This is a genomic window from Sphingobacterium sp. 18053 (assembly GCF_902706145.1).
In the GTDB taxonomy this organism is placed as follows: Bacteria; Bacteroidota; Bacteroidia; order Sphingobacteriales; family Sphingobacteriaceae; genus Sphingobacterium; species Sphingobacterium paramultivorum.
In genome coordinates this window covers 286,452-300,533 of record NZ_CACSJW010000007.1, presented here as the reverse complement: position 1 = coordinate 300,533, position 14,082 = coordinate 286,452, and the positions used below count along the sequence as shown (strand labels likewise).

Here is a 14,082-nt window from a genome sequence, read left to right as displayed (position 1 = left end):
CACTATAATGATGAAAAAAGTATCTAGACTAAAGGTATCTTTTGGAGGAATGATGTATTCGCACGATTTTCAACTATGGTACACCTATCTAAAACGGAGGATAGAAAAGGGCTGGAGGCCTGAAGAACTGTCGTTCTTGGTTGGTAGACCTGATCATGCATATTTAGACTTTGAAAAAATGTATCAGGTACGAAGTTTTTTGACCCAGGAATCGATCTTGCTGGATCGAATATACATGAGCTCATGCATTGAACCGATGGAATTCCATCGCGAAAGATATGAAGTTACCGAAGAACGTCTCGTCCGTCTTCATATTGAAGAGGACGAGGTCAGATGGCATTATTCTATTGAAATTCCTTGGCAGTTTGTCTCTCAAAAAAAGTCTTCAATTGCATTGCAATTTGAGGAATGGAAAGCTGAAAAGGATATCCAGCTTGAATCGGATGCGATGTTACATGTGCGCCAAAAGATTGAAGGGCTATTGGATCTGGAATTCTTTGTGCATGGCGCAGCTCCTTGGCAACTGTTTCGGAAAGTTAAGGAAACGGGGCAGGTTCATCTCCAGATTTATCCAAGGCATTTGAAAAATGTGCTGTATGGACTCATTCAGCAAAATAGGTTGGTCGTCAGAAATGTGGAAGGAAGGTATTCTTTTTATCCGGTTGATAGAAAGATGGGACATGAGAAATTCAATTAATGATGGTGAGAGATAAAACAACACATACAGCATAATGCTATGTTAAGTTTGATCAATCTTGTAAAATACGACGATCAAAATGTTTAAACCTAACTAGTCATTAATAGGGCAACGATAGTGATTATAACATGCAATCAAAATGAATTGCTATATTTAATCATGCATGCAAAACCTGAACAACGAAAAACATCATTAGTACCAGTATTATGTAAAAGTTTTTATTGGTACTATTGGTGTTTTTGCTATTTTGACAGCTTGTTTCTATCATAATCAACTTGATGTTGACGGCAACTTGACGATAGGATTTCCCTGGACATTTTATAGGGAAGGAAGCGGCTATAGCCCAGATCTTAATGAGCAGGTCGGATACCATGAATTTGATCCTCTAAAATTGATCGGCAATATTCTTTTTGCTGCAACCCTGGCTTTGATGATCTTCCAGATTTATAGCGTCACCATACGAAAGCGCTAGGTGGTCTATGAATTTCATAAAGAATGTCAAGCATACCTTTTCTAATTTGAAGCTCTTTAGCTACATCAGATTATTCTCCTTAATAAGATTTCTGTAAAACTGTAAACTTTCCTCCAAATAAGAAATATAACTTTCTTTGTCCCGTAAAAGCTGCTTTTCATTTGCTAAGGGTAATTTTTCTCCCTTTATCTGAGCTGTCGGAGGATTGATCAAACTATTCATATCCGTTTGTAATATATCCGCAATTTGCTGTAGCCGTTCAATGTCTATCTTTGTCGTTCCAATCTCAAGGTTCTGATAGGCTTTTAAGGAAATATATAGCTGTTCAGCCATTGCCCGTTGTGATATCTTGAGATATTTCCTACGCTCTTTAACGGCTTTGATAATTTCTTGTGATGTAACATTGCTCATGGTTAGTACAATTCAAATTAATGTGAACACAGGGTTTGGTATAGCCAAAGATAAGTAATTTGAAAATATAATCTACTTATATGGTAGTCTTTATTTTTATTTATTTCAAAACTACTGTTACCTCCTCGAAAAATCTTTCCCGCTAAGGCGTATTAAATGTTCATAGCACCATTTAATATAGGAATATTTTCTACCTAACTGTTGGAAATGAATAGTCAAACCACTTATTTTTGAATAGTCTACTTATTTGGTAGTTTTTAAAAAAAAATAAACATATGACTAAAGTATTTACATTGATTGCATCGCTCACTTTCTCTACAGCGATTATGGCGCAGCATAAAACTGCCCTGCTAAACGGTCAAGTGACTGGCTATACAACGCAGGACAAAGCTTTTCTGAGCTATCGGAATGGTACACAACGCATAGCCGATTCGGTTATCATCGGTTCAAACGGAACATTTCAATTCAATTATACGATTGCCGATCCGACAATAGCTAGCCTTACGATAGGTAAAACACTGGCCTTAGCGCAACGTTCAAAAAGTCTGACGTTCTATCTTGAAAACACAGCGATCAAGGTTCAGTCTACCGATTCATTGAAAAATCCATCGGTTCAAGGAGGAAAGACAAATACGGAGCTTAGCCAATTAAAGACGCGGCTTGAAAAAAATGCCCCTTTGCGTGATGCGCTGAATACAAAATATTTTTCGGCAAGCCAAGAGCAACGAAACTCCCCCGAATTCAAAAAGGAAATCGAACAGCTCAGCGAAAACTATCAGCTTGAGAATAAAAAAATCCTGGAAACCTTTATTTCAGAGAATCCCAATTCTTTCGTCAGCCTAGACCGTATTGCAGAGGTCGTAGGCTATGCTCCCGAAGCTGAGGACCTGGATCGATATTTCAAACAGCTCAGTCCAGAAATACGTCATTCAGAAAAAGGAAAAGCTTTTGCACTACAGATTGATCAAACCAAAGCGACGTCGATCGGACAGATTGCTCCGGCTTTTACGCAAGCTAACCCAGAAGGTAAAAATATTTCCCTTGCTGATTATCGAGGTAAATATGTGTTGTTGGATTTCTGGGCAAGTTGGTGTGGTCCCTGCCGTCATGAAAATCCAAATGTCGTAAAAGCTTATCATGCCCTAAAAAACAAAAAATTTACCGTGCTCGGCGTATCTTTAGATCAACCTGGCAAAAAGAACAATTGGCTAAAGGCTATTGCAGATGATAAATTAGAGTGGGATCAGGTTTCGGATCTTAATTTTTGGGATAACCAGGTCGCTAAGCTTTATAATATCCGATCGATTCCTCAAAATTTTCTGATCGATCCCAATGGAAAAATAATTGCCAAAAACCTTCGTGGTGAAGATTTGGAACTCCAACTTTCTAAATATATCGTTGATTAAACAGTAAACATACAGAATTTATGAAAAGACAGTTATCGATTTTATCCCGTAAAAAATCCATTGCTACGACGACAGTGCATGTTGTTGATTCAGTCTATATTTCCCAAGCACGAATGTGCATGCCTATTCCATATATGTAGGTCTAAACTACTCCCTCTATTTTATTTATTGACGATATGGGGTTTACCTCATGTTGTTATATTTTTTGTCGCAAAAAGGGATGCTGAGCAAATGCCCCTAGGGCATTGCCTTGTCCCTGTGTGACATGCTACACTTTTATTAATCGAAAATTACAATGAAACAAAAATTAATCTATTTTTTGTTGGGGATCCTCTTTGTCATCCATGTTCAGGCACAGTCTTCTCGTAAAGTCAGCGGAATTGTATCTGCACCGGATGGTACTCCTTTGGCTGGAGTTTCTATCCGGGTGGAGAATACGAAGGAGGCCACACAAACAGGTAGAGATGGTCAATATAGCATCCGTGTCGCTGCTTCCGAAAAACTTATATTTAGCTTCATAGGCTATCAGGTCCGTCACATTGATTTAAAAGGACGATCATCGTTGGATGTTGTGTTACTGAAAGAGGAATCTGTATTGGATGAAGTTGTGGTATCAGCAGGGGGGATTCTCAGGACTCCCCGCGAGCAGGGCTATGCAACAACGCAGGTCACCGGCGAAAATCTCACCCAAGGGAAATCACCGACTATTGCTGGGGGGCTTCAGGGGAAGGTACCGGGATTGCAGATTAATCAGATCAGCAGTGGTGTGAACCCTAATTACCGGTTGGTGCTTAGAGGAAACAGATCTTTATTGGGCGACAATACAGCTTTAATCGTGTTGGATAATGCTGTTGTGAGCAGTGATCTGCTCAACAATATTAATCCTGCAGATGTAGAAAATGTACAGGTTCTGAATGGAGCTTCAGGTGCTGCTGCGTATGGAGCTGAAGGATCCAATGGGGTGTTAATCATTACAACGAAAAAAGGACAGGCGGGACGTACCGCGATCAACTTGAGTAATACCTTTACGTTGGAAGAAATCAGTTTCTTTCCGAAGTTACAGGATAAGTTTGGTGCAGGATCCACTTCGGGTACACAGATCTACAACCCCGAAGAAAACCAACAGTATGGTCCTGCTTTCGACGGGTCTACCGTTGCGATCGGTAATCCGCTGGAAAATGGGGAACAGCAATATGGTACTTATTCAGCACGTAATGATCGTTTTGATTTTTGGAATGTCGGCCGCAATAACCAAACTGATCTTTCGATCTCCTCCGGAAATGATAAATCTTCGCAATACATCGCCGGTCAATATCTTACCGGTCGAGGAACAACTCCCGGCGATAAATACAACCGGATCTCTTTTCGTTTAAACGGTACAAGAGCTTTTTATCCCAATCTGAATCTGGATTATTCAGCGAGTTATGTCGAGAACTTTTATGATATTACCTCAGCGACAAGCTCCATTTATACGCAGTTAACACAGACTCCAGCCAATATTCCATTATTGAGCTACAAAGACTATGTCAATAATCCCTTTGCGACACCTGATGGCTGGTACAATCCTTGGTACTTAAATCCTTATTGGACAGCGGATAATTATCGGTCGAAAACAAAAAACAGCTATCTGACAGCCAAAATCGAATTAAAGTATCGTCCGACAACTTGGTTAGAGTTTACCTATAGACCCTCAATTTCCAACCGATGGTATGATACAAAATCTGTTTCACCCAAACAGACTTATTCGAGCTATTCTGTCAATACTATTGGACGTACCAATTTAGCGGGTGGTGTTTCGGACACCGAATATAACAGTGCCCGTATCAACCATGATCTTCAGATAGGGATAAAAAAAGATGTCAATGACTTCTCTTTCAATTTTAATCTGACCGGTACTGCTATTAGCCGACGATATAAATCGGTAGCTGTTTCGGCATCGGGTCTTGAAATCCCAGGGCTTTACAATGTGTCCAACCGAATCGGGGAAGCTGGCGCCAGCGAATCGAATACCCTGGCACGTACATTTGCGGTATGGGGTGACCTCTTGGTCGGATACAAAGATTACCTTTTCTTACATGCTACAGGCCGAAACGATTGGACATCAGTCCTCAGCAAAGCAAATAGATCTTATTTCTACCCTTCTGTAGACTTGTCTTTCATTCCAACGGATGCCTTTAAGCAACTAAAAGACAATTCGATTGTCAATTACTGGAAGTTGAGAGGTGGTCTGTCGCGCACTGGCTATGTCAACGTGGATCCTTACTCGCTGGTACCTACCTTCTCCTCAGTTACAGGATATAGTAGCGGAACATTCTTTTCTCAGGGAAGCCGCATTATTTCATCTAATTTAAAACCAGAGATTACTACAGGGTTTGAGTTTGGTACCGATTTTAGATTGTGGGATAACCGCATTGATGCAAATATCACGTACTATCATACAGGAACAACAGGACAGGCGATTCCTGCCGGGATAGCGATTTCCTCCGGCTATTCTCAATTTTATGTCAATACGGGTAAAGTAACGAACGAGGGGATCGAAACCGCTTTGCATATCACGCCTATTCGTAGCAGGGATTTCCAACTAACAGTTGGCGGAAACTATACGCACAATAAAAACATCTTACAGGATCTTTACCCCGGGCTAGATCGTATTTCTATTAATGGAAGTAGTGTGATCTATGGACAGAAGGGCCTGGAGGTGAATCAGATCATCGTTTCAGATTATGCTCGTGATGAACAGGGCCGTGTCATCGTCGATGCAAATACAGGTTACCCTTCCGTGGCTTCTGAAAGTAAGATACTTGGCAATACCACACCACGGCACCGTCTGGGCCTTGACCTTTCTTTACGCTGGAAGGATTTCTCTTTCAGCACCCTTTTTGAATATCGTGGTGGGTACAAATTTGCCGCTATAGACCTCGGTAGCACGCTTGATTTTGGCGGGTCATCGGCTCGAAGTGCCTACTACAACCGGGAGGCGTTTGTCTTTCCAAACTCCTCTTATTTAGATGCTACCAGTGGTCAATATGTAACTAATGATCATATTACAGTTTCAGACGGTGGAGCTGGATTTTGGACTTCGGGCACATACAATAGAGGTGTGTACAGCAATTATGTGATTTCTGGTAATTATTGGAAATGGCGCGAGGCCTCGCTTTCCTACCGCTTACCACAGCGTATCCTTTCTCGCCTAAAAGGTGTTAAAGCTGCTTCGGTCAGCATCCAAGGACGTAATCTTTTGCTATTTACCCCTAAATCCAACGAGTATACCGACCCCGATTACAGTGCCAATGATAACAATGCCATAGGGGTCTCGACGACAGGGCAGACTCCACCTACACGCTATTTTGGGGCTACACTGTCACTTACTTTTTAACTAGTGAACTATCATACACTTATTCTCAATGAAAAAATTACATTTGAAAAATATATTGTCTCTTGGGATAATCATTGCACTATCTTCTTGCTCGCAATTGGATATCAATGAAAATCCCAATGCGGCAACCGAAGCGACCATAACACCCGACCTGGTGTTGACGCAGGCGATCGCGAGCACAGCTTCCAATATTGTTAGCTATCATTCTTATGGCGCATTTTTGGTTGGATATCAGCTTCCAGGTGGCGGAATTGGCGGTTATGGAGATACATATACCTATAACATTACATCCAATACCAACGTTGGATTGTGGAACAATGTGTTCAACAATCTTCGCGATTATCAGTTTATTATCAATTATGCACAAAAAAGTCCCGAGTATAAATTTTTTGGTGATATAGCGCGCATTTTTAAAGTATTCAATTATCAGTTGCTTGTCGATGCCTACGGAGATGTTCCTTACACGGAAGCGCTCCAAGGAGATAACAACTTGGCTCCTAAGTTTGACGATGATGCAGTCGTTTACCAAGCTTTGGTTACCGAGCTCGATGCAATTATCGCGGATATTAAGCAGTATAAAGGTGATCTAAATTACCGGAGTTTATCGAAAAAGACCGATCCGGTGTTTGCTGGTAATCTCGATAACTGGATTAAGTTTGCTAACAACCTTAAATTGCGTCTTTTGGTGCGGGCAAGAGGCACTTCTATTGACAGCTTTGTCCAATCGGCTTTTAGTAAATTCTCGACGGATGGATTTCTGATCGATGATGTACTCGTAGATCCCGGATATCAGGCCACGGCAACACAGAACCCCCTATTTGCAACTTTTCATAGCTCAACTGCTGGTTCAATTTCGACGGCAGCCAATTATTATGTGCCTTCTAAATATCTGTTTACCTTCTATGACGGTCGTAAAATAACCGATGAAAAACGGGGCAAGCTTACGTTCCGAAATTTCCCCAATACATCCATCGGTCAGCTCGGCGATGAAGTTAATAATCCCAATTCTGATGACTATGTCTGGTATGTTGGAACAGGAAGTGCAGATGCCCTAGGTGTATTGAAAGGACGTACCGCAGGTTTACCTATATTTCTTGCTTCGGAAACATATTTCTTATTGGCCGAGGCAGCTCTATATGGGCACGAGCTTAGTGGCTCGGCATCAGCCAACTTCGAAAAAGGCATTTTAGCTTCATTTACTTATCTGGAAAAGAATGCGACTAACGCGTTAGCAACAGGACAGGTACCTGCTAACGATGCTGCGAATTATAAAACAGAAAATAGTACAAATTATCTTGTCAATTACGCATTGGCTACCACAACCGCACAACGGTTGGAGGCTATCATCACGCAGAAATATATTGCTTTGAATTTTTTCCATGGTCATGAGGCCTGGAACGAATTTCGCCGTACAGGATATCCAAAAATTGTCAATGGTTCGCAAGTTGCCACGGAAACATTTGCATCAGTCCAATCGGGTTCGCCCCGTACAGATAAACTTCCAATACGCAATCTTTATCCACAGACTGAAATAAATTTAAATGCGAACGTTCCCAAATTGACGAATGGATTTTCGGATCCAATCTTTTGGGATATCAATTGATCAACATCATCAACTAAAGCTTGAAAATCAATGAAAATAAATAAAAAATCACTATTAGGCGTGGCAGCTGTCGCCTTGAGTATGACGCTCTGGGGCTGCGTGAAAGAAAAAGGTGTCTTTGAAGATGGTGGAAGTTCAGGTATCGTGCAGCTTGTACTTCCAGCACGGACAAGCAGTACGGCAATTGCCCGTGCTGTGACGACTGTTTTTGAAGCCCTGGACGTTGTGACGCTGCCTGTAAAAGTTCAGTTGACAGGTGCACAGGGTGCCACAGAAGAGCTGAAGCTAACCTTGAAAATAAACGACGGCTCTGTTGAAAAATACAACCTGGCCTGGCAATCTAAATATGAAGCATTGCCTACTCGTTTATATGCTGTGGACACTTATGATGTTATCATCCCCAAAGGGGCAAAAGAAGCTATCTTGAATATTAAAATTTATCCTCCACGTTTTACTGCCATCGATTTTACCAAATCCTATGCGCTTGGCGTTCAGATCCAGTCTGCGACAGGAGGAAAGATCAGCGGAAATTATGCCGAAGGGGTTTATGCGGTGTCGATAAAAAATAAATACGATGGTATTTATGAGGTCACAGGAACCTATCAGGACTATGTTAATGCTGCATTCACGGGAATCTATCCACAGACCGCAAATCTGGTTACGCTCACAGGTAATACCAGTGAAATTAATTATACAACCTTCAATAACGGTAGTTCTCCGCATTCCTATTACTTTAACGCAGGGGGATCAAATTCATATTTCGGCAATTGGAGCCCGATATTCACGTTTGACAATGCAACGAATAAGGTCACAGGGGTGGCAAACTATTATGGACAGGGTACCAATAGTAGTGGACGGTATGGCGAGATCGACAATACGGCAAATAACTATTATGATCCAGCAACTAAGACCATACATGTGACGTATTATCTTGTCCAGCCTTCCGGGCGGCGGGGGAAATTTACGGAGATTTATACGTTCAAAAAAACGCGTTAGTTGATACGAGGTTTCCGCAGCACTTTTTTAATATATTTATAGCTATTTTGCAGGGCGGCTGAGTACACAGTCGCCTTTTTCGTATTACCTTTTTGTTAAGCTTCCGTAGCTTGCTAACTCGGTTTAGTTAAAAACTGTTAATGTTTTATTGACCCTACCTTCATATAGCATTTGTAATCTTGTACCCATAAATCAAATGCGCTACTTATGAAATTTAAAGCCAACAATGTCTTTTGGTTGTTATGTGCCATTGCAGCGAGCTCACCCGCTGTTCAAGCCAAATCGCTCACACTAACCACGTCACAATTTACGTATGCACAGGGGATCGTTAAAGGCCGTGTCGTTGACGCCCAAGGAAATGCTGTCGCAGGAGCAACCGTTCAAAATTTGAAAAGTAAAAAATCTGTTCAGTCTGACGAAAAAGGAAATTTTCAGATCGAAGCCGAAATGGGTGATAACCTGGGTATTTCTTTTATTGGGTATAGCAGACTTGTGCAAGCTGTTACCCAATCCAATGGGCAGATATTTTCTCTACAGACCGATGAAAACACACTGGAAGAGGTGACCATCTCTATCGGATATCAGCGGATCAGAAAGTCGGACGTCACTGGCGCGATCGCTAGCGTTAAGGCCGAGGAACTTAATTTGAGCGCACCAAAATTATCCCAGGCATTGGTTGGTAAAGTAGCGGGCGTACAGGTGATGCAAACAAGTGGTGCTCCATACGATGGGACCAAAATGCGTGTTCGCGGAATGGGATCGATCAATGCTGGTTCGGATCCATTGTACGTTATTGATGGTTATCCAGCAGGGAACAATCTAAATATCAACCCCAATGATATTGAGTCTATCGATGTTTTAAAGGATGCCGCTTCTGCAGCGATCTATGGATCTCGTGGCGCTGGTGGTGTTGTATTGATTACGACCAAGCGTGGCAAGGAAGGTAAAAGTAATGTGGACTACGAAGTATTGGGGGGCTTTGGTCAACTTTCCAAGAAAATCGATGTTTTAAATTCGGAACAGTTTATTGATCTTTTGATTGATGGTCGTAACAATTCCTATAAAGACCTTCTGGCTACGAAAGGGATTGCTTGGAGTGATAGTAGACGCTTTGATGATAATAAAACGCGTATCGCCAATGTCGGAAATGCCGGTTCAGTAAGTATTCCTGAAGACTACTATGACTTTGCGTCCGGTACAGCAAAAAAAGCGAAATATGATACGGATTGGCAGGATGCCTTATACCGTAATGCTCCTTTCCAACGTCATAATCTCTCTACGTATGGCGGTAACGAAAAAAATCGCTATTTCCTAAGTGGATCTTATCAGAATCAACAAGGGATCATGCTTGGGACGGATCAAAAAGTCTTTAATTTTCGTGCCAATATCGATAGCAAAGTAAGCAAGAGGTTGACCGTCGGCGCAAATGTTTCGTTTACATATAACGACAATAACGAGGTGACGACAGGCCGTTACGACAGAAGTCCGTCTATGGCAGCTTTAATCTATCTGCCGACACTGCCGGTTTATAATGAAGATGGAACCTATGCCAAATACCTGATGGCCGATCTTTCGGCGAATAATTACGGTATCCAGAACCCTGAAAACCCATTGGCTTATGTTACTGAGATTAAAAACAACCGTCGTGGAAAGAGGGGGCTATACAACGCCTTTGCTGATTTTTCCATTATTGACGGCCTAAATCTAAAAGTAAACGGTGGACTGTCTACTTATGACGAGAAGTATGATTATTTCCGTCCGACAAGTATATCCGATGGAAACAACAAACCGTTTTCACCGCAGGCAATTTCTGCTGCCTATGCAGATGCCAAGACAAAAAATGAATTGGACAAATTGCTGGAAACAACGCTAAACTATAACAAGACCTTTGGTGGTAAACATCAGGTATCCGCTTTATTGGGCTATTCGGCTCAACGAACAGATTACGATTATCAAGGTGTGAGAGCCAACGGTTTTAATAATAATGCAATTGGGGAAATTACAGATAAGGGAGCCGATCCTTCTAATTTCCAATTGCTAAAAGACGATACGTTCAAACGTATAACAACGCTCCAGTCTTATTTCAGCCGCGTAAATTACAGCTTTGATTCGAAATATTTCCTTTCGGCATCCATTCGTACAGACGGTTCGTCGCGCTTTGGACCGAACAGTAAATGGGGAACTTTCCCATCGGTTTCAGCCGGGTGGACCCTCTCCAAAGAGGAGTTTTATACGGATTGGTTAGGGCAACAATCGACAGTCAAACTAAGAGCGAGCTGGGGTCGTAGTGGAAATAATAATATTGGTGATTACAATGCGATATCCGTGATCAACTCACCAGCGGGTGTGATCCTTGGGGATAAAGTAGAGACCTCTTATACGGCAGGCAATCTACTCGATCCAAAATTGAGCTGGGAAACAACTTCGCAATACAACGCCGGTCTTGATCTCGGTTTGTTGAAAGGCCGCCTCAACATTATGACCAACTTCTACCTGAGCCGTTCCTTCAATTTATTATTCAACCAGCCACTCTCCGCTGTATCTGGATCAACAACGATCTTGACCAATCTGCCAAATTCGAAGGTGCAGAATAAAGGTTTTGATCTACAGATTGATGCAACACTGATTCGCAAAAATGAATTTGAATTAGGATTCAGTGGAAATATCAATGTCAACAGAAATAAAGTGCTCGATCTTGGTGGGGCTTCTACCATCTTGACGAATGGTGCTGAACGCTCCTACTTAACGCATATTACACAAGAAGGAAGTCCAATTGGTATGTTCTATGGTTTTAAAGTTCTGGGGGTTGCAACAGAGGAAAACTATAAAACTGTCGCACCTTCAGCGGCTTCAACAACTCCGCTACAACCTGGAGATCTTTATTTTGAAGATGTAGATGGCAATGGTATCGTCAATGACGCCGATAAACGTGTGATCGGCAATCCGCATCCTAATTTTACCTATGGCTTTGCCGTCAACGCACGCTATAAGGCATTTGATCTACGCGCATCATTTAATGGCTCCCAAGGGAATAAAGTGCTGGATGGCTATGATTATTACCTCTACAATATGGAAGGTTCCGGCAATCAGTATGCGGATGTCGCACAACGCTACCGTTCGGCTCAAAATCCGGGAAATGGTAAAGTCTACCGTGCCTCGCGTGGCGGTACGCAAAGTAACAGTACACGTCTTTCCGATTTTTATCTGCAGGACGGTTCATTCTTGCGTATGACAAATATTGCTTTGGGTTATAATCTTCCCAAAAGCCTAGCAGAAAAACTAACACTTTCTGGGGTAAGAGTCTACGCGACAGTGGACAATCCATTTACGATTTCTAAATACAAAGGCTACAATCCGGAACCGGATTATAATCAACGCGGCAACCTGACTCCAGGTGTGGATTATGGGCTTTATCCATTGGTGAGATCATATAACCTTGGTGTGAAAGTAACGTTCTAATAGCAGGATCGAGGAGCTATTGTGCATAGGAATATCAAGGAAAACCCCGTGTTAATAGCTCCAGTATTGTAAAAATAGTCCTACAGACTGCTCTTTGCCGTTCCGTGGGCTGATGAAAAATAAAAAAATAACAGGATGAAAAAAAGATATATATTACCCTTTGTTTTGTTGGCATTGTCTTCATGTACCAAAGATTTTTTAAATCAGAAAAATCCCAACGCCGTTACGATCGATGATTACTTTAAGTCAGAAAATGATGTGCTCTTGGCGGTTAACGGTCTTTACCAGTCCCTTCGTTCGGGAAGTACGATCGGTGAATCCAGTACATTGTATAACGAGGAACGTTCGGATAATAGTGGACGTAATGATAACCAATCCAACGCTGGGGAGCCATTCCAATTCAATGACTTTTCGTTGCTGCCAAGTAATACCTATCTAAAGACTCATTGGTCGGCTATGTATGCGGCAATCAGCCGCTGTAATGTGGTTCTATCACATGTCGACGATGTAACCTTTACAAGTGCAGAATTAAAAGGACGTTATATTGCGGAAGCGAAATTCGTTCGTGCATTATTATATTTCCATATGGTGCGTAAATTCGGAGATATTCCATTATCTACGGTACAGGTGACCAGTAAAGAGCAAGCAAATGAATTGGCTTTTCGGCAAAAAGAGTCGGTTGTGTACGAACAGATCATTAAGGATTTGACGGAGGCATTGTCCAGCAATCTTCCCAATATACAGAAAGATTACGTCATTGGCAGAGCATCTAAATCGGCCATTAATGCAATTTTGGGTCAAGTATACTTAACGTTGGGAGCAACGCAGACGTCGGGGAGTGCAGAAAATTTTGCGAAGGCAGAACAGTACCTCAATGCGGCCTACCAAATGCGAACTTTTGGCAAACTGAACGAAATCCCCTATGCGGATGTTTTCGATGTGACTAAGAAGAATAGCTGTAAAGAACTTGTTTTTCAGATTCAGTACAAACAAGGTGACCAAAACTATAGCTCGAGTATTGCCCGTAATTACCAGGCGAGAGGAGAGACCATCAACTCACGCTACAATTCAACAGGTGCTGGTGAGGTAGCAAAACTAGATCTGATTAAAGATTATGAGCAAGACGATATCCGAAAAGGCTTCTCGGTAAAGTTTGCAGCGAATACACAGGTTAACGATTGGTTTGTAACCAAATTTAGAGATAATAGTGACGCTGCCGGTACCAATGGTTGGGGCGGAAACGACTGGATCTTGATCCGTTACGCCGATGTGATGCTGTTGTTGGCAGAAGCAAAATATCACTTGGGTAAAGATGCGGAAGCTATCGCGCTTTTGGATCAAGTACGTGAACGTGCAGGATTGCCTTCGTATGCTACTTCCATGTTGAATACGGCTTATCGTAGTAAATATCCAACCTTAAAGGAGGCCATATTGCATGAACGCCGTGTAGAACTGGCATTTGAAAACCAACGTTGGTTTGATTTGATCCGTAATTATAATGCACAAGAACTGGTGACTTATTTCAAAACGAAGAGCCAGGCTGATTATGGAAATGCTAAAATCTCCAATATCTCGACAAAAGATAGATACTATCCAATTCCTTTTGATGAATACAAGCTGGATCCGGCACGTATGTATCAAAACCCCGGTTATTAATCTGCA

At 41.8% G+C, this 14,082-nt stretch carries 8 protein-coding genes; 7 read left to right on the top strand and 1 reads right to left on the bottom strand.

Annotated elements, in window-relative coordinates; all coding sequences use genetic code 11:
* The first annotated feature begins 7 nt into the window (after nucleotides 1-7).
* Nucleotides 8-697 (top strand): hypothetical protein, encoded by a 690-nt coding sequence (locus GVK91_RS18140; protein WP_159730640.1) that lies wholly within the window; start codon nucleotides 8-10, stop codon nucleotides 695-697.
* A gap of 532 nt (nucleotides 698-1,229) precedes the next feature.
* On the opposite strand, the gene GVK91_RS18135 is transcribed toward GVK91_RS18140, so the two are convergent.
* Nucleotides 1,230-1,580: a helix-turn-helix domain-containing protein gene (locus tag GVK91_RS18135; protein ID WP_153847100.1), complete on the bottom strand. Its 351-nt coding sequence runs from the start codon at nucleotides 1,578-1,580 to the stop codon at nucleotides 1,230-1,232.
* Between the two features lie 275 nt (nucleotides 1,581-1,855).
* Between GVK91_RS18135 and GVK91_RS18130 the strand changes: the two genes are divergently transcribed.
* The 6 genes from GVK91_RS18130 (at nucleotide 1,856) to GVK91_RS18105 (ending at nucleotide 14,076) form a co-directional block, all read left to right on the top strand.
* Complete coding sequence (locus GVK91_RS18130) at nucleotides 1,856-2,986, top strand: TlpA disulfide reductase family protein (RefSeq protein ID WP_159730638.1); 1,131 nt, start codon at nucleotides 1,856-1,858, stop codon at nucleotides 2,984-2,986.
* Nucleotides 2,987-3,281: 295 nt separating this feature from the next.
* Entirely contained in the window at nucleotides 3,282-6,362 is a 3,081-nt protein-coding gene (locus GVK91_RS18125) for a SusC/RagA family TonB-linked outer membrane protein (RefSeq protein WP_153847098.1), read from the top strand.
* A gap of 28 nt (nucleotides 6,363-6,390) precedes the next feature.
* Nucleotides 6,391-7,965 carry a SusD/RagB family nutrient-binding outer membrane lipoprotein gene (locus GVK91_RS18120; RefSeq protein WP_159730636.1) on the top strand — a complete coding sequence of 525 codons (1,575 nt, stop codon included), beginning with the start codon at nucleotides 6,391-6,393 and terminating at the stop codon, nucleotides 7,963-7,965.
* 30 nt (nucleotides 7,966-7,995) lie between these two features.
* The gene (locus tag GVK91_RS18115; protein WP_159730634.1) at nucleotides 7,996-8,961 is read left to right on the top strand and encodes a DUF1735 domain-containing protein; all 966 of its coding nucleotides are present in this window, start codon (nucleotides 7,996-7,998) and stop codon (nucleotides 8,959-8,961) included.
* A 207-nt stretch (nucleotides 8,962-9,168) separates the two neighbouring features.
* Complete coding sequence (locus GVK91_RS18110; RefSeq protein ID WP_153847095.1) at nucleotides 9,169-12,420, top strand: TonB-dependent receptor; 3,252 nt, start codon at nucleotides 9,169-9,171, stop codon at nucleotides 12,418-12,420.
* Between the two features lie 135 nt (nucleotides 12,421-12,555).
* Nucleotides 12,556-14,076, top strand: a complete 1,521-nt coding sequence (locus tag GVK91_RS18105; protein ID WP_153847094.1) for a RagB/SusD family nutrient uptake outer membrane protein — start codon at nucleotides 12,556-12,558, stop codon at nucleotides 14,074-14,076.
* Nucleotides 14,077-14,082 lie beyond the last annotated feature (6 nt).